The sequence below is a fragment of the Achromobacter sp. SD115 genome (assembly GCF_017355315.1).
Classification (GTDB): domain Bacteria; phylum Pseudomonadota; class Gammaproteobacteria; order Burkholderiales; family Burkholderiaceae_B; genus Achromobacter; species Achromobacter xylosoxidans_B.
Genome location: NZ_JADIJM010000003.1, coordinates 59,460 through 82,176, shown reverse-complemented (window position 1 = coordinate 82,176; position 22,717 = coordinate 59,460). Strand labels below are relative to the sequence as shown.

General features: G+C 66.9%; 18 protein-coding genes and 1 tRNA gene. 12 read left to right on the top strand and 7 right to left on the bottom strand.

Features of this window, described 5'->3' with window-relative positions:
- The first annotated feature begins 10 nt into the window (after positions 1–10).
- From boxB to IPU70_RS04985, 3 genes are all read left to right on the top strand, one after another.
- The gene (gene boxB, locus IPU70_RS04995; RefSeq protein ID WP_207465463.1) at positions 11–1,438 is read left to right on the top strand and encodes a benzoyl-CoA 2,3-epoxidase subunit BoxB; all 1,428 of its coding nucleotides are present in this window, start codon (positions 11–13) and stop codon (positions 1,436–1,438) included.
- Positions 1,439–1,492: 54 nt separating this feature from the next.
- Positions 1,493–2,734, top strand: coding sequence for a benzoyl-CoA 2,3-epoxidase subunit BoxA (boxA, locus tag IPU70_RS04990; RefSeq protein ID WP_207465461.1), 1,242 nt, complete (start codon positions 1,493–1,495; stop codon positions 2,732–2,734).
- Between the two features lie 69 nt (positions 2,735–2,803).
- Entirely contained in the window at positions 2,804–3,247 is a 444-nt protein-coding gene (locus IPU70_RS04985) for a MaoC family dehydratase (protein WP_207465459.1), read from the top strand.
- Between the two features lie 85 nt (positions 3,248–3,332).
- On the opposite strand, the gene IPU70_RS04980 is transcribed toward IPU70_RS04985, so the two are convergent.
- From IPU70_RS04980 to IPU70_RS04965, 4 genes are all read right to left on the bottom strand, one after another.
- Complete coding sequence (locus IPU70_RS04980; RefSeq protein WP_207465457.1) at positions 3,333–4,319, bottom strand: TRAP transporter substrate-binding protein; 987 nt, start codon at positions 4,317–4,319, stop codon at positions 3,333–3,335.
- Positions 4,320–4,487: 168 nt separating this feature from the next.
- Entirely contained in the window at positions 4,488–4,841 is a 354-nt protein-coding gene (locus IPU70_RS04975) for a nuclear transport factor 2 family protein (RefSeq protein ID WP_207465455.1), read from the bottom strand.
- Positions 4,842–5,009: 168 nt separating this feature from the next.
- Positions 5,010–6,203, bottom strand: coding sequence for an acyl-CoA dehydrogenase (locus tag IPU70_RS04970; RefSeq protein WP_013395635.1), 1,194 nt, complete (start codon positions 6,201–6,203; stop codon positions 5,010–5,012).
- 113 nt (positions 6,204–6,316) lie between these two features.
- Positions 6,317–7,999: a thiamine pyrophosphate-binding protein gene (locus IPU70_RS04965; protein WP_207465982.1), complete on the bottom strand. Its 1,683-nt coding sequence runs from the start codon at positions 7,997–7,999 to the stop codon at positions 6,317–6,319.
- 184 nt (positions 8,000–8,183) lie between these two features.
- Between IPU70_RS04965 and IPU70_RS04960 the strand changes: the two genes are divergently transcribed.
- From IPU70_RS04960 to IPU70_RS04945, 4 genes are all read left to right on the top strand, one after another.
- Complete coding sequence (locus IPU70_RS04960; protein WP_207465453.1) at positions 8,184–9,089, top strand: LysR substrate-binding domain-containing protein; 906 nt, start codon at positions 8,184–8,186, stop codon at positions 9,087–9,089.
- 17 nt (positions 9,090–9,106) lie between these two features.
- A complete protein-coding gene (gene xerD, locus IPU70_RS04955; RefSeq protein ID WP_207465451.1) occupies positions 9,107–10,090 on the top strand; it encodes a site-specific tyrosine recombinase XerD in 984 nt (327 codons plus the stop codon).
- A gap of 39 nt (positions 10,091–10,129) precedes the next feature.
- Positions 10,130–10,618 carry a Cys-tRNA(Pro) deacylase gene (gene ybaK / locus IPU70_RS04950; protein ID WP_013395631.1) on the top strand — a complete coding sequence of 163 codons (489 nt, stop codon included), beginning with the start codon at positions 10,130–10,132 and terminating at the stop codon, positions 10,616–10,618.
- Positions 10,619–10,752: 134 nt separating this feature from the next.
- On the top strand, positions 10,753–11,331 hold the full coding sequence (locus IPU70_RS04945) for a DJ-1/PfpI family protein (protein ID WP_207465449.1): 579 nt from the start codon (positions 10,753–10,755) through the stop codon (positions 11,329–11,331).
- 72 nt (positions 11,332–11,403) lie between these two features.
- On the opposite strand, the gene adhP is transcribed toward IPU70_RS04945, so the two are convergent.
- Positions 11,404–12,429 (bottom strand): alcohol dehydrogenase AdhP, encoded by a 1,026-nt coding sequence (gene adhP / locus IPU70_RS04940; protein WP_207465447.1) that lies wholly within the window; start codon positions 12,427–12,429, stop codon positions 11,404–11,406.
- A 246-nt stretch (positions 12,430–12,675) separates the two neighbouring features.
- On the opposite strand from adhP, the gene IPU70_RS04935 reads away from it, so the two are divergent.
- Positions 12,676–13,062, top strand: a complete 387-nt coding sequence (locus IPU70_RS04935) for a ribbon-helix-helix domain-containing protein (RefSeq protein ID WP_013395628.1) — start codon at positions 12,676–12,678, stop codon at positions 13,060–13,062.
- Between the two features lie 91 nt (positions 13,063–13,153).
- Here the strand turns inward: IPU70_RS04935 and pbpG are convergent, their stop codons facing one another.
- Positions 13,154–14,353, bottom strand: coding sequence for a D-alanyl-D-alanine endopeptidase (pbpG, locus tag IPU70_RS04930; RefSeq protein WP_242702328.1), 1,200 nt, complete (start codon positions 14,351–14,353; stop codon positions 13,154–13,156).
- A 378-nt stretch (positions 14,354–14,731) separates the two neighbouring features.
- Positions 14,732–14,806 (bottom strand) — tRNA-Arg (locus IPU70_RS04925).
- 310 nt (positions 14,807–15,116) lie between these two features.
- Between IPU70_RS04925 and IPU70_RS04920 the strand changes: the two genes are divergently transcribed.
- The 4 genes from IPU70_RS04920 to IPU70_RS04905 all read left to right on the top strand — a co-directional run bounded on the left by IPU70_RS04920 (position 15,117) and on the right by IPU70_RS04905 (position 22,702).
- Complete coding sequence (locus IPU70_RS04920) at positions 15,117–16,316, top strand: MFS transporter (protein WP_207465445.1); 1,200 nt, start codon at positions 15,117–15,119, stop codon at positions 16,314–16,316.
- A 23-nt stretch (positions 16,317–16,339) separates the two neighbouring features.
- A complete protein-coding gene (locus IPU70_RS04915) occupies positions 16,340–16,504 on the top strand; it encodes a hypothetical protein (RefSeq protein WP_207465443.1) in 165 nt (54 codons plus the stop codon).
- Positions 16,505–16,591: 87 nt separating this feature from the next.
- Entirely contained in the window at positions 16,592–19,255 is a 2,664-nt protein-coding gene (locus IPU70_RS04910; RefSeq protein ID WP_207465441.1) for a PD-(D/E)XK nuclease family protein, read from the top strand.
- 3 nt (positions 19,256–19,258) lie between these two features.
- Positions 19,259–22,702, top strand: coding sequence for an exodeoxyribonuclease V subunit beta (locus IPU70_RS04905; protein ID WP_207465439.1), 3,444 nt, complete (start codon positions 19,259–19,261; stop codon positions 22,700–22,702).
- Positions 22,703–22,717: the final 15 nt, after the last annotated feature.

The window sequence follows — 22,717 nt, the reverse complement described above, 5'->3', positions numbered from 1 at the left end:
GGAGCGAGACATGTCTGGAATCAACTACAGCGATAAGATCCCCAACAACGTCAATCTGTCCGGCGACCGCACCCTGCAGCGCGCGCTGGAGCATTGGCAGCCCAATTACCTGCAATGGTGGCAAGACATGGGTCCCGACGGCTCCCATGGCTTCGACGTCTATCTGCGCACGGCGGTCAGCGTGCAGCCGGACGGCTGGGCGCACTTCAACCACGTCAAGATGCCGGACTACCGCTGGGGCATTTTCCTGGCGCCGCAGGACGGCCAGCGCAAGATCCATTTCGGCGAGAACATGGGCCGCGACGTCTGGCAGGACGTGCCCGGCGAGCACCGCGCCAACCTGCGCCGCATCATCGTCACGCAGGGCGACACCGAGCCGGCTTCGATCGAGCAGCAGCGCCACCTGGGCCTGACCGCGCCATCACAGTACGACCTGCGCAACCTGTTCCAGATCAACGTCGAGGAAGGCCGCCACCTGTGGGCCATGGTCTACCTGCTGCATCGCTACTTCGGCCGCGACGGCCGCGAAGAAGCCGACGCGCTGTTGCAGCGCAGCTCGGGGGATTCCGACAATCCGCGCATCCTGGGCGCGTTCAACGAGAAGACGCCCGACTGGCTGGCCTTCTACATGTTCACCTACTTTACCGACCGCGACGGCAAGTTCCAGCTGTGCGCGCTGGCGGAGTCCAGTTTCGATCCGCTGGCGCGCACCACCAAGTTCATGCTGACCGAGGAAGCGCACCATATGTTCGTGGGCGAGTCCGGCATCTCGCGCGTCATCCAGCGTACCTGCGAGGTTATGAACCAGCTCAAGACCGACGATCCGGCCAGCGTGCGCGCGGCTGGCGTGATCGACCTGCCCACCATCCAGCGCTACCTGAACTTCCATTACAGCGTCACCATCGACCTGTTTGGCGCGGACCAGTCGTCCAATGCCGCCATCTTCTACGGCTCGGGCCTGAAGGGCCGCTACGAAGAGAGCAAGCGCACCGACGACCACCAGCTGAAGAACGACACCTACCGCGTGCTGACCGTGGAAAACGGCCAGCTGCGCGAGACCGAGGTGCCGATGCTTAACGCCTTGAATGAAGTGCTGCGCGACGACTTCATCCGCGATTCGGTCGCCGGCATCGGCCGCTGGAACAAGGTCATCGAAAAGAGCGGCGTGCCGTTCCGGCTGCAAGTGCCGCACAAGGCTTTCAACCGCCAGATCGGCACGCTGGCCGGCATACGCATGTCGCCCGAAGGCGAGATCCTTTCCGAATCGCAATGGCAGGCCAACAGCCACAAGTGGCTGCCCACGCCCGAGGACCGCGCCTTCGTCGCATCGCTGATGGGCCGCGTCACCGAGCCGGGCAAGTTCGCCAACTGGATCGCGCCGCCCGTCATGGGCATCAACCGCCAGCCGGTGAATTTCGACTACGTCCGTTTCAACTAAAGCGGGGCGGCGGCTGCGCCCGCGGCCGCCTACCGGAGCATGGGGAAGACCGAGATGAACGCTCCCTTACCAGCAGAAGTCCTGAAGCAGCATCTGATCGATCCCGAGATCTGCATCCGCTGCAATACCTGCGAAGAAACCTGTCCGATCAAGGCGATCACTCACGACTCGAACAACTACGTGGTGGATCCCGAGATTTGCAACGGCTGCATGGCCTGCGTGCCGCCTTGCCCCACGGGGGCCATCGACAATTGGCGGCTGATGGTGCGCACCGAAGCCTATGGCCTGCAGGAACAACTGGGCTGGGAAGAACTGCCGGGCGAGAAAGCGCTGCCTGATGCCATGGCCGCCGCGCCGGCAAGCGACGAGCCGGATGATGAGGCCGAGGCAGCCATTGCACCGCCGCCGTCCGCCGTTTCCGGCGCCACCGTTCCGCCCTGGTCCGCGGCCCATCCCTACGTCAATCTCTACACGCACAAGGCGCCGATGACGGCCACCGTGGTCGGCAACTACCGCGTGACGGGCGCCGATACGGAAAGCGACATCCACCATATCGTGCTCGACTTCGGCGAGCTGCCGTTTCCGGTGCTTGAAGGGCAGTCCATCGGCATCCTGCCGCCGGGCGTGGACGCGCAGGGGCGGGCGCATCACGCACGTCAGTACTCGCTGGCCAGCCCGCGTGACGGCGAGCGGGCGGGCTACAACAATCTTTCGCTGACGGTGAAGCGCGTCACCGAGGACCATGCGGGCGCTGCCGCCCACGGCGTATGCTCGAACTATCTGTGCGACCTGGCCAAGAACGACAAGGTGCAGGTGATCGGGCCGTTCGGCCACACCTTCCTGATGCCCAACCACCCCCGCGCCAATCTCATCATGATCTGCACCGGCACGGGGTCGGCGCCCATGCGCGCCATGACGGAGCGCTACCGGCGCCGCATCGAGAGCGGCGAAAACGGCAGGCTGCTGCTGTTCTTCGGCGCGCGCACCGAGCGCGAACTGCCGTACTTCGGGCCGCTGATGAAGCTGCCGCGCGACTTCATCGATATCAATCTGGCGCTGTCGCGCGAGGCCGGACAGCCCAAGCGCTATGTGCAGGACCTGATCCGCGACCGCGCAGGCGCGGTGCGCGAACTGCTGGCGGACCGCAACACCTGCATCTACGTGTGCGGGCTGAAGGGCATGGAGCTGGGCGTGCTGGACGCCCTGCGCGAGGTGACGATGCAAGCGGGCCAGGATTGGTCTATCCTGCATGATGCGTTGCGCCGCGAAGGGCGCCTGCATTTCGAAACGTACTGAATCCACAAACATGCGTGGCAATCGGCGCGCCGTGGCGCGCCGATTGCATTTGCGGGGGGAAACCACAAAATGAAGTTCGCCGAGTTCAAGGACGGCATGATCATCAAGGGCGGTCCGGTCACAGTGACGGAGCCCGAGATCCTGGAGTTCGCACGCAAGTTCGATCCCCAGTGGTTCCACACCGATCCCAAGCGCGCCTCGGAAGGCCGCTGGGGCGGGCTGATCGCCAGCGGCTGGCACACCTGCGCGCTGGCCATGCGCATGGCGGTGGACGCGGCGCTGCACGATTCCGAATCCTTCGGCTCGCCCGGCCTGGGCGAAGTGCGCTGGCGCACGCCGGTGCGTCCCGGCGACACGCTACGCCTGGAAGCGCGCGTGCAGGGTGTGCGCACCTCGTCGTCGCGCCCGGACCTGGGCATCATCACCTGGGCCTGGACGGTCCTGAACCAGCACGACGAAGGCGTGCTGGAACTGGACGCGACCAGCCTGTTCGACCTTTCCGGCGAGAACTGAGCATTGCGCCCTGAGACCTTGGGGCTTCAGGGGCCGGGGGCCGCGGCGGACCCATGTCCGCAGTCGCGGCCACCAACCCGCCGCGCTAGCGTTTGGCCGCCTGCTTGAGAATGGCGGCCGCGTCCGGACCGGCTGAGGCCTTCCATGCAGTTACCGAGTCCGCAGCCGCATCCTTCAGCGCTTTGCGCACGGGCAAGGGCACCGACGTATTGATCGCCACGCCATTCTTGCGCATGTTGGCGTAGTTCTGCTGCAGGCGCCCGTCGATGCGCTTCCATTGCTCGGTTTCTGTCTGCGCCGCCGCCTGGTCGATGGCGCGGCGCGTGCGCGCATCCAGGGCCTGATACGCCTGCAGGTTCATCGTCGCCACCGAGATCGGCATGGCGTAGTTGATCTCGGCGAAGTTGGGCAGGTATTCCCACAGCTTGCGGCCCGCGCCGCCGTCGCCCGACGACAGCACCGCGTTCACTTCGCCCGAGGAGATCAGCGGCATCGCATCCGCAAAGGAGACATTGCGCGCCTGGGCTCCGGCCTTTTGCATGACGTCCTGCGAGGTGGCGTCGTAGGTGCGGATGCTCAGTTTTTTCAACGACGCCACGCTGTCCAGCTTCTGCTTGGACCAGATGCCCGACGCCGGCCACGGCGTGGTGTAGAGCAGCTTCTGCCCATGCGCCGCCAGCAGTTTTTCATACGCGGGCCTGGCGGCCTTGTTCAGATTGCGGGCCTTGGACAGGGAGTCCGCCAGAAAGGGCAGGGACGACACGCCGAACAAGGGGTACTTGGATGCGAGCGCGCCGGCGAAGGCATCGCCTGCATCCACCTTGCGCGCCTGCACCGCATCGATCATGTCGGCCGACTTGATCCCTTTGGACGCGTCATAGCTGGCGTCGATGACCACGTTGCCCGCCGTCTTGGCGCGGACCAGCTCGGCAAAGGTGGAGACGCCTTGTCCGGGCATGGATGTGGCCGGGTATTCGGTGGTCATGGTGAGGGTGGTGGTGGCATAGGCGCCATGGGCGAGAAACGCCATGGCGATGCCCGTCATCAGGCGGAAAGAAGGACAGCCTTGCATGCGCGGCTCCTGGTCGGGTGGGAAACCTGGTCCGGACACGCGGGACGGCGCGCAAGCGCCGGGGCTTGTGCCTGGACGATGCCGCAAAGCGTACGGCTTGCGCAAGGGCTCGCCTATACGGGCTTTCGGCAATGCGCGGGTTTTTGGTGGACAGCGCCGGCGCGGGAATTACTCGATGGGCAGACCGTGCATCCTCAAGAAGGACAGCTTGTCCCAGTAACCCCGTTGGAAGACGATCCTGCCGCCACGTACCGTAAAGAATCCGCAGCCACGCAGGCCCAGAGGATCTCGCCATTCCAGGGCCGCGACCTCGCCGGCTTCATGGATCGTCTCCACGATGCAGGTCATATCGGCCTGCGCGAACTCCCTTTCGAACATCGCGCGTATGGCCTCGCGTCCGACGATGGGCTGCTGGGTGACCTGGTGGTTCACCGCCTCGTCGTCGTAAAGCTCGGCCAGGCCGCCGGCATCGGCGGCATTGAACCGTGCGACCCATTCTTCGACTAGCTGCCGCGGAGTCATGGGTGTTTCCTTTTGGGAGTGGGTGGATCTACGTTGTAAACGAAATGCAGGCAATGGCGCTTGGCGCGGTGGATGCGGCCGAGGAGATGGCGGTAAGCAAGATCGGTGGGGCATGACGAAAAAAAGCCACCCCGAAGGGTGGCTTGGTCGCTTTGGCCAATCAGACTATCAATAGAACGCCTGGATACCGGTCTGCGCGCGGCCCAGGATCAGGGCGTGCACGTCGTGGGTGCCTTCGTAGGTGTTGACCACTTCCAGGTTCACCAGGTGGCGGGCCACGCCGAATTCGTCGGAGATGCCGTTGCCGCCGAGCATGTCGCGCGCCAGGCGGGCGATGTCCAGCGCCTTGCCGCAGGAATTGCGCTTCATGATGGAGGTGATTTCGACGGCGGCGGTGCCTTCGTCCTTCATGCGGCCCAGGCGCAGGCAGCCTTGCAGGGCCAGCGTGATGTCGGTCTGCATGTCGGCCAGCTTCTTCTGGATCAACTGGTTGGCGGCCAGCGGACGGCCGAACTGTTTGCGGTCCAGCGTGTACTGGCGGGCGGTGTGCCAGCAGGCTTCGGCGGCGCCGATGGCGCCCCAGGCGATGCCGTAGCGGGCGGAGTTCAGGCAGGTGAACGGACCCTTCAGGCCGGACACGCCGGGCATCATCTGGTCAGCGGAAATCTCCACTTCGTCCATGACGATTTCGCCGGTGATCGAGGCGCGCAGGCCGACCTTGCCGTGGATGGCCGGAGCCGACAGGCCCTTCATGCCCTTTTCCAGGATGAAGCCGCGGATCTTGCCGTCGAAGTCGCCGCCGACGCACTTGGCCCACACCACGAAGACATCGGCGATGGGGGAGTTGGTGATCCACATCTTGTTGCCGGAAACCTTGTAGCCGTCGGCCGTCTTGACGGCGCGGGTTTCCATGCCGCCGGGGTCGGAACCGTGGTTGGGTTCGGTCAGGCCGAAGCAGCCGATCCATTCGCCGCGGGCCAGCTTGGGCAGGTACTTCTGCTTTTGCGCTTCGCTGCCGAATTCATTGATAGGCACCATCACCAGCGACGACTGCACGCTCATCATGGAGCGGTAGCCGGAGTCGATGCGTTCGACTTCGCGGGCGATCAGGCCGTAGCTGACGTAGTTCAGGCCGGCGCCGCCGTATTCGACGGGGATGGTGGCGCCCAGCAGGCCCAATTCGCCCATTTCGGAGAAGATGGCCGGGTCGGTCTGTTCATTGCGGAATGCGTTCAGCACGCGCGGGGCGAGCTTGTCCTGCGAATAGGCCAGGGCGGCATCGCGCACCATGCGTTCTTCGTCGGTCAGTTGCTGGTCCAGCAACAGGGGGTCTTGCCAGTGAAAGGAAGGATTCGAGGACATGCTGGGTCTCCGCTATGGATTTCGGAATGCTAGAAAGTTTAAACCTAAAATAATTCGGGCGGCAAGCAGCGATTGGAACGGCCGGCGCGCGGCGCCGCCGTTCCGTCCCGCCTTTAGTGCTGCGCCTTGAGCGCCGCGTCGCGGATCTTTTCCAGGGTCGTGCCCGGGGTGATGGTTTCCGGATCGATGAAGCAGTGCAGGATGGCCGGCTTGCCGCTGGCCAGGGCGCGTTCGAAGGCCGGACCGAACTGTTCGGTGGCCTCGACGCGTTCGCCGTGCCCGCCGAAGGCGCGCGCGTAGTCGGCGAAGTCCGGATTCTTCAGCTCGGTCGCGGAAATGCGGCCGGGGTAGTGTTTTTCCTGGTGCATGCGGATCGTGCCGTACATGCCGTTGTCCACCAGTACCACGACAATGGGCAGGTCGTACTGGACGGCCGTCGCGAATTCCTGGCCGTGCATCAGGAAGCAGCCGTCGCCCGCGAAGCAGACCACGGTCTTGTCGGGCGATACGCGCTTGGCGCCGACGGCCGCGGGCAGGCCGTAGCCCATGGAGCCCGAGGTGGGCGCCAGTTGCGTGCCGAAGCGCGTGAAACGGTGGAAGCGGTGCAGCCAGGTGGCGTAGTTGCCGGCGCCGTTGGTCATGATGGCGTCGGCCGGCAGCGTCTTTTCCAGGTAGGCCATGACCTGGCCCATTTGCAGCGCGCCGGGCGTGGTAATGGCGCTGGGGTCGCTCCATTTCAGGTACGACTCGCGCATGGCTTGCGTGCCGGCGGCCCAGGCGGGCTGGGCCGGAGCCTTCAGGCCGGCCAGCGCCTGCGCGAAGGCGGCGGGCGAGGTGTTGATGGCCAGGTTGGCGCGGTAGACGCGTCCCAGTTCGGCGGTATCGGGATGCACGTGCACCAGCTTCTGCTTGGGTACCGGAATGTCCAGCAGGGTGTAGGCCTGGCTGGGGTTTTCCGACATGCGGCCGCCCACCAGCAGGATCAGGTCCGCGTCGGCGACGCGCTTGAGCAGCGCCGGGTTGATGCCCAGGCCCACGTCGCCGATGAAGCAGGGGTGATCGGCCGGGAACAGCATCTGGCGGCGGAACGACACCGCCGTGGGCAGCGCGTGGCGCTGCGCGAAATCGGCGAACTGCTGTACCGCGCGGGCGTCCCAGCGCGTGCCGCCCAGGATCGCGACCGGGTTCTTGGCCTCGGCCAGCAGCTTCTCCAGGTCGGCCAGTTGGCCGGCCGTGGGCGCGGAATCGATGACTTCGTAGCGCGGTGCGTCGGCGACCTTGGCGGCTTCGACCAGCATGTCTTCCGGCAGCGCGATCACCACCGGGCCGGGACGGCCCGAGGTGGCGATATGGAAGGCGCGCGACACCAGTTCGGGGATGCGTTCGACCTGGTCGATCTCGGTGACCCACTTGGCCTGGGTGCCGAACACGGCGCGGTAGTCCATTTCCTGGAAGGCCTCGCGTTCGCGCATGCCGCGCTCGATCTGGCCGACGAAGAGGATCAGGGGGGTGGAGTCCTGCTTGGCGATGTGCACGCCGGCCAGCGCGTTGGACGCGCCGGGGCCGCGGGTCACCATGCAGATGCCGGGTTCGCCGGTCAGCTTGCCGTGGGCATCGGCCATCATGGCCGCGCCGCCTTCCTGGCGGCACACCGTGACCTTGATGTCCGCATCGTGCAGGCCGTCCAGCACCGCCAGATAGCTTTCGCCGGGAACACAGAAAACATGTTTGACGCCCTGTGCAACCAGCTGGTCGACCAGGATGTGACCGCCAAGGCGGGATTCTTGCTGGGACATGGGGGTGGTAGTCATGATGAGCCGAGGTTAGGACATCCGAGCATAATGTTCCTTGATCGCACAAGGCAATTGATAAAATTGCACAATCTATTGACCCACCGGCACGACCTGCCATGCTGCGCCGCGACAAGATGCGCGCATGCTGGCGCGGCGGCGTCCGCCGGCACCAGGCGATTCCCGTGACATGAGAAACGGCATTCCCAATCTGAGCGCCCTGCAGGCGTTCGAAGCGTCGGCCCGCCTGGGCAGCTTCTCCCGCGCCGCCGAGGAACTGTCCCTGACGCACAGCGCGGTCTACCGGCAGGTGGCCAGCCTGGAGTCGCGCCTGGGCGTGCAGCTGTTCACGCGGGTGCGGCGGCGCATCGTGCTGACCGATCACGGGGCGGAGTACGCCGGCCGCATCCGCCATCACCTGGACCAGATCGAAAAAGACACTTTCGGCCTGGTCAGCCGCACCGGCATGGGCCGCAGCATCCATATCGCCGTGGTGCCCACGCTGGCGACGACCTGGCTGATACCGCGCCTGGCGGACTTCCAGCGCGAACATGGCGACATCACGGTCAGCCTGTCCGTCCGCACGCTGCCGTTCCAGTTCAAGGATCAGCCTTTCGATGGCGCGCTGTACCACGGGGACGGGTTGTGGCCGGGCACCCAGGGCGTGCTGCTGTTCCTCGAACGCGAGCTGGTGCCGGTGTGTGCGCCGGAACTGGCGGCGCGGGCGGCGGAGCCGGGCGCCAGCGCCTTGTCCGGCATGACCCATCTGCATCTGGCGTCGCGCCCCGACGCCTGGCGCCAATGGTATGCGGCCAACAACCATCTTTATGGCCCCCACGCCGCCGGCGGGCCGCGCTACGAGCTCTTCACCATGGTGATGGCGGCGGTGCAGGCTGGCCTGGGAGTCGGCCTGATGCCGCGCTTCCTGGCCCAGCCCGCGCTGGACCAGGGCACGCTCGCGATGCCCGTGCCGCAATCGCTGGCGGTCAGCCAGGGCTACTACTTCGGCTATCCGCAGCGCAGCGAACGCTCCGAGGCGCTCAAGCTCTTCGAGAACTGGCTGAAGACTGCCGCTGCCGGCGTGGGCGGCCGCTGAGCCGTAGAATTCCAGCTATGTCCGCATCTCGTCCGCCGCTTGAATCCCAGGCCGATATCGACGCCTTCATCGATGCCGTATGGCTCGAGGACGGCCTGTCGGCCAATACCCTGGCCGCCTATCGGCGCGACTTGACCGGCTTCGCCCGCTGGCTCGAAGACCCCGAGGCCTATGCCCGCGAAATGGCCGACCGCCATGGTGATGCCGCGCAGGCCCACGCGCTGCCTGCGGGTCCCGCCAAGCCGCTGCGCGATGCCGGCAAGGCCGACATCGAGGCCTGGTTCGCTTTCCGCCACGAGGAAACCCGTGCAACCACCGCCAACCGCAGGCTGGCCGCGTTGCGCCGCTTCTACGCCTGGGCTTTGCGCGAACACCGCGCCGAACGCGACCCCTGCCTGACGCTGATCGCCGCCAAGCAGCCGCCGCGCATGCCCAAGACCTTGTCCGAGCAGCAGGTGGACGCCTTGCTGCGCGCGCCCGACCTGGAGCAGGCCCGCGGCCTGCGCGACCGCGCCATGCTGGAAACGCTGTACGCCACGGGCTTGCGCGTGTCCGAGCTGGTGGGCGTGCGCGCGCTCGACGTGAGCCTGAATGAAGGCGTGGTGCGGGTGGTGCTGGGCAAGGGCGGTAAGGACCGGTTGGTGCCGCTGGGCGCCGAGGCCGCGCATTGGATCGACCTCTATCTGAAGTCCGGACGCCCGGAACTGGCTGCCGGACGCGTGAGCGATGCGCTCTTCATCACCGGCCGGGCCGAAGCGATGTCGCGCCAGGCCTTCTGGCAACTGGTGAAGAAGTACGCCCTGCTGGCCGACGTGCGCGCGCCGCTGTCGCCGCACGTGTTGCGGCACGCCTTCGCCACGCACTTGCTGAACCATGGCGCCGACCTGCGCGTGGTGCAGATGCTGCTGGGCCACGCCGACATTTCCACCACGCAGATCTACACGCACGTCGCGCGCGAACGCCTGAAGGCGCTGCACGCGGCGCACCATCCGCGCGGCTAGCCTGACGCGGTTTCCCTATCTCTTCCCTCACGCATTCCCATGAGCAAAGCCCGCCACGTTTCGGAAACGCCCGCCACCCAGTTCCTCAAGCAGAACAAGGTCGCCTACACGGAACACACCTACGACTACGTCGATCATGGCGGCGCGGGCGAAGCCGCGCGCCAGTTGGGCCTGGATCCGCATGCGGTGGTCAAGACCCTGGTGATGGAGGACGAGTCCGCCAAGCCCCTGATCGTCGTCATGCACGGCGACCGCGAGGTCTCCACCAAGAACCTGGCGCGCCAGGCGGGCCTCAAGCGGGTCGAGCCCTGCAAGCCCGAGGTGGCGCAGCGCCATTCGGGCTACCAGGTGGGCGGCACCTCGCCCTTCGGCACGCGCAAGAAGATGCCGGTGTGGGTCGAAGCGGAAGTGCTGGACTACCCCGTGGTCTACATCAACGGCGGGCGGCGTGGGTATCTGATCGGCATCGATCCCAAGGTGTTGGTCGCGCTGCTGGGCGCCAAGGGCGTGTCCGTCGCGCTGGAGTAGGGCGCCCTTGTTCGGACGTGGTATTCCCATACCACCTCCTGGGCCGGCGGCCGCGCCACAATAGGGCGTAGATCAAGAACCGGAGCCCGGCCACGGGCGCTGAACCGGCATTACGCCATCCCTAGGAGACAAACATGAGCAAGCGACTGTTGATGCTGGTCGGCGACTACGCCGAGGACTATGAAACCATGGTGCCGTACCAGACCCTGCTGACGGTGGGGCACACGGTGCACGCGGTATGCCCGGACAAGAAAGCGGGCGACACCATCGCCACCGCCATCCATGATTTCGAGGGCGCACAGACCTACACCGAAAAGCGCGGCCACAATTTCGCGCTGAACTACGACTTCGACCGCGTCGAGCCTGCCTCCTACGACGGCCTGGTGATCCCGGGCGGCCGCGCACCGGAATACCTGCGCCTGAACGAAAAGGTGCTGGACATCGTGCGCGCCTTCGACCAGGCCGGCAAGCCCATCGCGGCGGTCTGCCATGGCGCGCAACTGCTGGCGGCCGCGGGCATCCTGAAGGGCCGCACCTGCTCCGCCTATCCCGCGTGCGCACCGGAAGTGCGTCTGGCGGGCGGCACCTACGCCGAGATCGGCATCGACCAGGCCTACACCGACGGCAACCTGGTGACCGCGCCGGCCTGGCCCGCGCATCCGGCCTGGATGTCGCAATTCCTGGCGGTGCTGGGCACGAAGATCACGCCCTGACCTCCGGCAGCAAAAAAGCGCCAGGGGCGGCAAGGTTGCCGCCCCTGGCGTTTTTACGTTACTGCGCGCCGGTCAGGCGAAATCGAGCACGATGCGGCCTTCGATCTGGCCGCGGCGCATGCGGTCGAACACGTTGTTGATGTTCTCCAGGCTTTCAGTGGCCACGGTGGCGTGCACCTTGCCCTCTTCGGCGAATTGCAGCGATTCCTGCAGGTCCAGGCGCGAACCCACGATGGACCCGCGCACGGTGACGCCATTGAGCACCATGTCGAAGATCGACAGCGGGAAGTCGCCCGGCGGCAGTCCGTTGAGCGCCACGGTGCCGCCGCGGCGCACCATGCCCAGCGCCTGCTCGAAGGCCTTGGGCGACACCGCCGTGATCAATGCGCCATGCGCGCCGCCGATCTCGCGCTTCAGGTAGGCGGCGGGATCGGTGGTCTGGGCGTTGACCGTGACTTCGGCGCCCAGGCGGCGGGCGAAGTCCAGCTTGGCGTCGTCGATGTCCACCGCGGCCACGTTCAACCCCATGGCCTTGGCGTATTGCACCGCCATGTGGCCCAGCCCGCCTATGCCGGAAATGACCACCCAGTTGCCCGGACGGGTATCCGTCATCTTCAGGCCCTTGTAGACCGTGACGCCGGCGCACAGCACGGGCGCGATGTCCACGAAACTGACGTTCTTGGGCAGCAGGCCCACATAGTCGGCCGCGGCCAGCGCATATTCGGCGAAGCCGCCGTTCACCGAGTAGCCGGCGTTCTGCTGTTGTTCGCACAGGGTTTCCCAGCCGCCCAGGCAATGCTCGCAATGCCCGCAGGCAGAGTACAGCCAGGGAATGCCGACGCGGTCGCCTTCCTTCACATGGGTCACGCCGGCGCCCACCGCCACCACGTGGCCCACGCCTTCGTGGCCGGGAATGAAGGGCGGGTTGGGCTTGACGGGCCAGTCGCCTTCGACCGCGTGCAGGTCGGTATGGCATACGCCGCAGGCTTCGATCTTTACCAGCAATTCGCCCGGACCCGGGCGCGGCACCGCGACTTCTTCGATTGCCAGGGGCTTGCCGAATGCTCGTGCAACCGCTGCTTTCATGGTTTTATCCATCACTGCCTCCGAAGTCTGATCAAGATTCCTTATGCTCGAACGTGGACGCTTTCCCGACCATGATTTATATCAACCGAGGCGGCTGCCCGCCGATGCAGGAAACGTGTGGTTGCAGAAAGAGGCCGGTGTCTGGGGACGAATCCGACCCGCGGCCGCGTCTTGCCGCCGCCGCGGCAAACGGCGTACAGTCAGCCGTAGGCATCCCGGCCCAGGCCCAAGGCCCAGACCCGAGTACCAGGAGTTCCCATGTGTGAAATCTTCATCCGCGCCAGCGAGCAGTCCTACGCGCCCGAAACCCGTTCGCTGCGGCTGCATGGCGTGGCCACCAGCCTGCGGCTGGAACAACTGTTCTGGCGGGTATTGGAAGAAATCGCCGGCCGCGACGGCATGCGCGTGACGCAGCTGATCGAACGTTTGTACGACGAGCTGATCGAGTACCGGGGCGAGGCCGCCAACTTCACCTCATTCCTGCGCGTGTGCTGCCTGCGCTACCAACTGCTGCAGGCCGAGGGCCGCATTCCGCTGGACGCGGCCGTGCCGATCGGCTCGCTCAACCCCCAAGCCGTATTGGAAGGCCTGCCGCCCACGCTGTACGACGCCCAGCCCCTGCGCCCCAAACGCAAGGCCGCGTAACGCATCCGCGGTGGCGCTGCTGCAGCGCCAAAAAAACAAGGGCCCGAATTTTCGGGCCCTTTGTCTTATTGCTGCGTAACGGTGCTGGCGTTCAGCCGCCGGGTTGGATCGACGCCATCGCCACTTCGTTCTGCACGATGCGGCGGATGCGGACCGCATCGCCGATGCGCGAGAGCTTGCCTTGCGAATCCAGCAGCACGATGGCCAGGTCGCGGCCGTTGATGCGGGCCAGCATGACCAGGCATTCGCCGGCTTCGTTGATGTAGCCCGTCTTCGACACCTTGATGTCCCAGTCGGGCTTGCGCACCAGCAGGTTGGTATTGCGGAAGGTCTGCGTGCGGTTGTTGACCTCGACGTCGTACTCGGTGTCGGTGGAATAGCGGTGGATCAGCGGGCGCTGGGAGGCGGCGCGCAGCAGGCGGGCCAAGTCGTGCGGCGACGAGACGTTGTCGCTGGACAGGCCGGTGGGCTCGATGAAGCGGGTGCTGGCCATGCCCAGCGCCTGCGCCTTGGCGTTCATGGCGGCCACGAACGCGGGCAGGCCGCCCGGATAGTGGCGGCCCAGCGCGTTGGCGGCGCGGTTTTCGGACGACATCAGCGCCAGGTGCAGCATGTCGCCGCGCGTCAGCTTGGTGCCCACGCGCAGGCGCGAGGTAGTGTGCTTGAGGCCGTCGACGTCTTCGTCGGTGATCTCCAGCATTTCATCCATGGGCAGGTTGGCGTCGACCACGACGACGGCGGTCATCAGCTTCGAGATGGAAGCGATGGGGCGCACCACGTTTTCGTTCTTGGCGAAGATGACCGTGGACGTTTCCAGGTCCTGCACGTAAGCGGTGGTGGAGCGCAGGGCGGCGGCTTCGGCGCGTACCGAGGAGGCGGGCGGCGGCATGGCGGCAGAACCCAGCGCGGCGGCCGCGGCGGCGCGTTGCGCGCGCGAGGGCTTGTTCGGCTTGCCGTTCTTGCCGGCGGCAGCGCCCTTCTTGGGCGGCGTGCCCTTGGCGGCGACCTGCTTGCCGCCCTTGGGGGCGGCGGCCTTCTTGCCGGAGGAGGATTTGGGAGGAGCTTTCTTGGCGGAGGAGGCGGCCTGTTTGCCTGAGGCGCTCTTGCCGGAGCTGGCCTTGGGGGCCGGGGCCTTCTTCGCTTGTTGCGCCTTGCAGGCCGACGACTTGGCGTTGGTCTTGCAAGGGTCCGTATTCTTCGCGGCTTGCGCGGCGGGGGGCAGGAGCGCGCACACCGCCAGCGCCACAGGCGCTATCGCGTTCGCAATCGCACGTTTCCAGGAAAATGCCATGGTTTGAGCTGGCTTGTCAGTCTGTGAGTAAATATTTCTTAAGCCGGCGTTTCGTCGGGTCAGAAAAAGTCCAGATGAATTAGAGGCTTACGCGTCGAATTTAAACAGCAATTTCAAGTTGCGCGCAAGACGATTCGCTATCATCGTTGAAAAAAATAATAGTGACGTATTGACGATCGCTTCAATTCGTCACAAGACAAGTCCGAGAAGCTAACGGCAGGCGGCGCGTGAGCGTAGCCCGGATTAACCCTCATCTGGCTGAATGTGCGGTTTTTGTCTCTGGCCGGCGCAGCGCGATACGTGCTCAAAAGAGAGCTGTCGCATCAGGCGGACAGGGAACATGCTGGGGAAGGAAGGCGTCGGAACCGACGCCAAAGTTGGCCTCGCCGGGTGGAATCGAACCACCAATTGACCCTTAGGAGGGGCCGGTTATATCCATTTAACTACGGCGAGACTATTTCTGATCAGGCGGCAGGGCCGGTCGAAGGGACCGTGCTTGCTCACTAAGGCCTTGATATCGCTACGATTCTTCCGGTCCTGAGTTTATCACCGGGGACACGGGCTTCGGCGCAGGACGCAAGTCTATCAGCAGGCGGCGCAAGCCCCAAATCCGCGACCCGCAGCCTCGCGCCGCGGACCCGGCGCTCGACGTGGCTATTGCCTGGGCCCGGAAGCTATTTGTATATGATGTCCGAGTCCCGCGCTGCGCGCCGGACCGCCCCGAGGAGGGGGTGGCGAACCAAAACAACGAAGAACAGGTTTCATGTCTAGCCAAACCGATACGAAATTCACCCGTACCCTGATCGTGGGCACGCTGGTCGTGCTGCTCGCCATGGGGGTGCGCGCCACCTTTGGCCTCTTCATGCAGCCGATGGGCTTGGCGCAGGGCTGGGGCCGCGAAGTGTTCTCCATGGCCTTTGCGCTGCAGAACCTGGTGTGGGGCGTGGCCTGTATCTTCATGGGCATCATGGCCGACCGCTACGGTTCGGGCCGCACCATCGCCCTGGGCGCGTTGCTGTACATGCTGGGCATGATAGGCACGCGCTTCGCCACCGATGAAGCCACGCTCTACCTGACGGCCGGCGTGCTGGTCGGGCTGGGCCAGGCCGGCACGACCTTTCCGGTGATCCTGCCGGTGGTGGCCCGCGCGGTGCCGCCCGCCTACCGCAGCACGGCCATGGGTATCGCCAGCGCCGGCGGCTCCCTGGGCCAGTTCGCCGTGGTACCCACGGGCCAGGTGCTGATCAGCGGCCTGGATTGGCCGGGCGCATTGTGGGTGTTGTCGCTGTTCGTCGCCTGCGGCGCGCCGCTGGCCTACTTCCTGCGCGGTCGTCCGCAGGCCCACACCGGGCCGCAGCAATCGCTGGCCTCGGCGGTCAAGCAGGCGGTGCGCCACCCCTCGTTCCACTTCCTGTTCTGGAGCTACTTCGTCTGCGGCTTCCATACCGCCTTCATCACGCTGCACCTGCCGGCCTACGTCAGCGATGGCGGCCTGAGCGCGGGGCAGGGCGCAACCGCCATCGCGCTGATCGGCTTGTTCAATGTGCTGGGCTCGTTCTATGCCGGCAAGCTGGGCGGCAAGTACAGCAAGAAGCGCCTTTTGGCCGTGGTGTACGGCATGCGCGCCTTTGGCATCCTGCTGCTGTTGTGGATGCCCTTGTCGCCATGGGTGCTGTACGCCTTCGGCGCGTGGATGGGGCTGTTCTGGCTGGGGACCGTGCCGCTCACGCAGGGGCTGATCGGCCAGATCTACGGCCTGCGCTACGCGGCCACCTTGTCCGGCATCGTCTTCCTGGGCCATCAACTAGGCAGTTTCATCGGGGTATGGCTGGGCGGATACGCCTACGCCAAGACCGGCAACTACGATGCTGTCTGGTGGCTGGGCGTGGCGCTGGCCATCCTCGCCGCATTGCTGTGCCTGCCGGTGCGCGAACAGCCGGTGGCCCAGCCGGCCCCGGCCTGACACCGGGCTCGCCAGGAACGCCAATGACGCCCTCGACGCATTTCGCACCTGCCGCCCGCCGCCATCGCGGCTGGCGCATTGCGGGCGCGCTGGCCCTGGTTGCGGTCATGGGCCTGGCGTTCTGGGGCTACACCACGCCGGAAATGCAGATCCACTGGGAAAACCTGGCCGCGCTCTGCGGCTTCTAGGCGCATTTTCCGTCCGGCCTCGCGGTATCCTACGGCGGTATTTCTTCCCTCATCGCGCGCCGCTTCCGGCGGGCGCTCCGGATACCCATGCAGGACTCTTCGCCTTCCTATTCCGATCTATCGCTGCCGGACATCGGCGGCATGCCCGCCACCGACACGCTGGTGCTCACGGTGAACAACCGCCTGTCGCGCCGTCTCACGCTGGAGCTGGCTGGGCTGCTGCGCCAGGAGCGCCAGGTCAGCGAATTGCCGCGCATCCTGCCGCTGTCCGCCTGGCTGGCCGATGCCGCCAATGAGCTCGCGTTCGAGACCGACGATGATGTACCCGCCTACCGGCTGGACAGCTTCGCGACACAATTGGTGTGGACCGAGGCGATCCGTACTGAAGAGGCCGAGCGCGTGCTGCTGGACGCAAGTCAGGCCGCGCGCCTGTCGATGGACGCGGACCTGCTGATGGACGAATGGGCGCTGCAAGTGCCATCGGGCGCGGATACCGACGAGTACCGCGGCTTCGCGAAGTGGCGCGCACGCTATCGCCAGGCGCTGGCCGGTATCGATGCCGAGGATGCCAACCAGGGTTACGCGCGCGTGCTGCGGGCGCTGGAGGACGGGCGCCTGCCCATCCCGCAGCAACTGGTGTTGGCGGGATTCACGGACATATCGCCGCGCTTTCGCCGGCTGCTGCGCGCCTTCGAGGAGCAGGGCGCCGCCGTCGCGCAGTGGCGCGATGCGCAGCGGGTCGAAACCGCGGCCAGCCGGTACGAGGCGGCGGACCAAGGCGCGGAATGGCGCGCCGCCGCGGCCTGGGCGGCCGAGCGCCTGAAGGCGCATCCGCATGGCCGCTATGCCATCGTCTCGCCCCAGCTGGAGGCGGAATCGCCTTTCGCGCGGCGGGTGCTGAGCCAGGCCCTGGCCGGGCGCGGCGGCGAAGCCGCGTACGCCTTCAACGTAGCGGTGGGCCGGCCCTTGAACGAATGGCCCATGGCGCGTGCCGCCCTCGCATGGTTGCGCGCCCTGGCCGAATGCGCGCCGGGCAAGGGGTGCAGCGTCGAGGTGCTGGGCGCGGCCCTGTTGGGCGGACATTGCGCGGGCGATGTGCGCGACCGCGCGCGGCTGGCCTCGATCGATGCGCGCTGGCGGCGCCAGGCGCAAATGCACGTCGGTCCGCAGGATTGGCGCAAGCTGCTGGCGGACCTGCCACTGCTGGCGCAGGCCTGGAACCAGGCCATGGAGATCTGGACGCAGGGCGGCCGCCAGGCCACCTGCGACGTGTGGATGCTGCGCATGAAGGCCGCTTTGATGGCGCTGGGCTTTCCCGGCGAAGGCGTGCTGGACAGCGTCGGCTATCAGGTGATGGGGGCGCTGGGTGATGCGCTCGGCAGCTTTTCGTCGCTGGCGCCTGCCGCTGGCCGCCTGGGCGGCGTGGCCGCCGTGAACCTGCTGGAAAGCGTGGCGCGCTCCGCGTCGTTCCAGCCGCAGCGCGACCCGTTGGCGCGCCTGGACGTGCTGGGGCTACTGGAGGCCGAGGGCGGCTATTGGGACGGCGTCTGGATGCTGGGCCTGACTGACGACGTGCTGCCTGCGTCGCCCAAGCCCAATCCGCTGTTGCCGCTGGCCGTGCTGCGCCAGGCCAAGGCGCCGCGCGCCACGCCCGAACGCGAACGCGAATGGGCCGAAGGCATGTACGCCGCACTGTGCCGCTGCGCGCCCGAGATCATCGTCAGTCATGCGCACATGGACGGCGAGCGCGAGCTGCGCCCGTCGCCGCTGATCGCGGCCGCGGCACTGACCGACTGGGCGCCGGCCGCAACGCAAGCGCTGCCGGCCTTGCCGCAGGAATCGCTGGATGACGCGCAGGGGCCGGCGCTGGCGGCGGGCAACCGCGGTGGCGGCGGCCTGGACGTGCTGGATACGCAGGCCCGCAATCCGCTGTGGGCCTTCGTGCGGCATCGTCTGGGCGGGCGCGAAATGGCGCCTTATGCCGACGCGGCCACCGTCAACGTGCGCGGCCAGTTCCTGCACAAGGCGCTGGAACTGGTGTGGGGCATGATGCCCGATCAGGATACGCTGCACGAGGTCATGGCCACGGGCCGCCTGCCCGCCTTGCTGGAGCAGGCGGTGGCGCAGGCCGCGGACGAGGAACTGAAAGACTACGCGCCCGCCTTGCGCACGCTGGAATGCCAGCGCGCCCAGGCCGTGCTGGCGTCCTGGCTGGACATGGAGGCGCAGCGTCTGCCCTTCGCGGTGGCGCAGGTGGAAAAGAGCCATCAATGGCAGCGCGGCGCGCTCAACCTGAAGCTGCGGCTGGACCGCATCGACACCTTGGGCGATGGGCGCAACGTCATCGTGGACTACAAGACCGGCGTGGCGGCGGCCAAGCCGGAACCGGACTGGTCTCGCAGCCGCCCCGTGAACGTGCAATTGCCGTTCTACGCATCGGTGCTGGCGGACGCCGCGGGCGGCGAAGTGGCGGGCCTGGTGCTGGCGCAGATCCACGCGCGGCAGGTCGCTGCGCAGGGCCTGGCCGACGAAGACCTGGGCGTGCCTGGCGTCACGCTTGCCAGCGACAGCAAGTACTTCGACGGCTTGTCCTGGCCCGAAATCCGACAGCGCTGGCGCACGGCCATCGAAGCGCTGGCCGACGAGTATGCCGCGGGCTACGCGGCCAACGTGGCCTATCGCCGCGATGATTTGAAATACTGCGATGCATTGCCGTTCTTGCGTTTGCATCTGGACGACGAGGACGCATGAGCCATGGCTGAACAAGAACGCTTGCCGCACGACCACGCCGCGCGCGCCGACGCGCTGGATCCGACCCGCTCGTTCCTGGTGCAGGCGCCGGCCGGCTCCGGCAAGACCGAGTTGCTGACGGACCGCATCCTGGCGCTGCTGGCGACCGTGAACCGCCCGGAAGAAATCGTCGCCATCACCTTCACGCGCAAAGCCGCGTCCGAAATGCATGCGCGCGTGCTCAGCAAGCTGCGCCGCGGACGGGACGAGCCGCCCGAGGCCATGCACGAACGCCGCAGCTGGGAGCTGGCCCGCGCCGCACTGGCGCGCAACGAGGTGCAGGGCTGGCATCTGCTGGACCATCCGGCGCGGCTGGCCATCCGCACCATCGATTCCTTCTGTGCGGGCCTGGTGCGCAGCATGCCCTGGTTGTCTGAGCTGGGCGGCATGCCCGAGATCACCGACGACGCGCGCGCGCACTACGAGGCCGCCGCGCGCGCCACCTTGGACCTCGCCGACGACTATGAGGCCGTGCGCATTCTGCTCAAACACCTGGACGTGGACGTGCAGGCGGCCAAGGAGGCCATCGCCGACATGTTGGGGCAGCGCGACCAATGGCTGCCGCTGCTGCGCCACGGGTCTGATCGCGAGGGTATGGAGGCCATGCTGGCCGAGGCCATAGGAGAAGACCTGGACGCGCTCAGCGAGGCCATGCCCTATGGTTGGGCCGAAGCGCTGTGCGGCCCGGCGCGGCTGGCGGCCACCAGCCTGCAGGATGGTGAAGGGGAAAACAAGCTGCTGCCCTTGCTGGACTGGACGGAAGAATTGCCCCCGGACGCCGAAGCCTTGGAGCAATGGCAAGCCGTGGCGCACCTGTTGCTGACCGGCACCGGTACCTTGCGCAAGACCGTCAACAAGAACCTGGGCTTTCCGGCCAAGTGCGCGCACAAGGAGCCGTTCGTGGCGTGGCTGGAAGCCGCCGACGCGGATGCGGCCTGGGTGCGCCGCCTGCATGCGGTGCGTGACGTGCCCGCGCCGCATTTCACCGATGCGCAATGGGAAGTGTTGGGCGCGCAGCTGATGACCCTGGCGCTGGCGGTGGCGCAGTTGCGGCTGCGCTTTGCCGATACCGGCGAGGTGGATTTCATCGAGATCGCGCAGCGCGCCGCGGCCGCGCTGGGCAGCGCCGACGATCCGGGGGAACTACTGCTGAAGCTGGACGCCTCGATCCGCCATCTGCTCATCGACGAATTCCAGGACACCAGCCAGACCCAGCTGGACCTGCTGCGCACCTTGACCTCGGGCTGGCAGCAGGGCGATGGCCGCAGCCTGTTCCTGGTGGGCGACCCGATGCAGTCCATCTACCGTTTCCGCAAGGCGGAAGTGGGTCTGTTCCTTGAGGTGGCCGACATCGGCGTGGGCGAACTGCAGCCGGATTTCCTCAATCTCACCGACAATTTCCGCTCGCAGGCGGGCATCGTCGAATGGGTCAACCAGTCGTTCGCGCAACTGCTGCCCCGGCGCAGCGATGCGGCGGCAGGAGCCATCGCCTACAGTCCGTCCACTGCTTTCCACGAAGCGTTGCCGGAACCGGCGGTGCGCTTCCACCCGGCCTGGTCGCGCGAAGGCGCGGCCCCGGCCGAAACGCAGGCCGAGGATATAGCGGTGGCCTTGGTGCGTCAGGCGTTGATCGACCACAAGGGCGCCAAGCATCCCGTCGCGGTGCTGGTGCGGGCGCGCAGCCACCTGGGCAATCTGACCCGCCGCCTGGCGCAGGAAGGCATACGCTGCCGGGCGGTGGATCTGGTGCCGCTGGCCTTGCGGCCGGTGGTGGCGGACTTGGTGCAACTGGTGCGGGCCTTGTCGCATCCCGGCGACCGCCTTGCCTGGCTGTCCGTGTTGCGCGCGCCGTACTGCGGCCTGACGCTGACTTCCTTGCAACGCCTGTTCGGCGACGATCACATCACGCCAGTGCCGGTGCTGCTGGAGCGCGCGTTGCGCATCGCGCCGCAAACTGCGCCCATGGCGGCCAGTAGCGCGCCGCAGGGCTCATTGTTCGACGCGGCGCCCGTAGCGCCGGAAACGCCAGCGGCACAGAACGTGCTCGGCGCCGACGAGTTCGAGCGCTTGCGCCAGGTGGCGGCCATCTTGCTCGACAAGCGCAACGCCGCCGGCGCCATGCCCTTTGCGGCCTGGGTCGAGTCGCTGTGGCGGCGCCTGGGCGGCCCGGCGCTGTATGCCGGCCTGTCCGTGGCCAACGACGCGGAAAGCCTGTTCCAGCTGATCGAGCGCCTGGCGCCGCATGGCGCCATCGACGTCGCCGCGCTGGATACCGGCATCGCGCGGCTGTTCGCCGCGCCGGACGCGGCGGACGAAGACACGGGCGCGGTCGAAATCATGACCATGCACAAGTCCAAGGGCCTGCAGTTCGAAACCGTCATCCTGTACGGCCTGCATCGCGCGCCCCGCGGCGACCAGGCGCCACTGGTGCGCTTCGAGCAAAGCAGCGGCCGCGTGCTGTTCGGCCCGGTCAAGCCGCGCGCCGAAACCGAGGCCGACCCCTTGTCGCGCTACCTGGGCGCACGCGAGGCGCGCCGCGCGTCCTACGAAATCGACCGCCTGCTGTACGTGGCGGCGACGCGGGCGCGCAAGCGACTGCACCTGGTGGGTCACGTGTCCGTGGATGAGGCCAGCGGCCAGGTCAAGACGCCATCGTCCGCCAGCCTGCTGGGACGCTTGTGGCCTTGCCTGGCGGCGCCTGTGCCGCCGTCGCTCGATGGCGAAGCAATCGCGCCCGAGGCCGACGGCCCCGAGTGGCAGGGCGAGCCCCTGCGGCGCGTGGACCGCGCTGGCCTGGCTCAACTGGCGCGCATGGCGGATGTGGCAGTCAGCCCCGGTTTCGGCGCTGCGGCGCGCGGCGCCTGGGGCGATGGCGGCGAACATCCCGCGTGGCAACTCGAAGCCGGCTACGACGCCGCCATCGGCACCTTGTCGCACGCCTGGCTGGCACGCATTGGCCAGGAGGGCGTGCATGCCTGGTCCGCCGACGCGCTGGCGCAGCGCCTGCCCGCCATGCGCCGCCAACTGACGCGCGCAGGCATCCCCGCCAGCCAGGCCGACGCCGCATCCGAAGCCGTGCTGGAAACGCTGCAAGCCACGCTAGCCGACGAACGCGGCCTGTGGCTGCTGTCGCAATCCGGCGCGCGTCGCGAATGGCCCCTGATCGACGCCGCCGGCAAGGTATCTGTCATCGACCTGGCCCTCAGCACCGAAGACGGCTGGCTCATCGTCGACTACAAAACCGGCCGGCCGCATCCGGGCGAAACCCCCGACGCCTTCGCCGCCCGCATGCGCCAACGTCACGGCGACCAACTGCTGCGCTACTGCGCCCAGGTCACCGCCCTGGACGGCCGCAGCGCCCGCGCCGCCCTCTACTTCCCGCGCGCTCGCGCCTGGATCGATCTGTAGCTTGGGCCGCCGGCC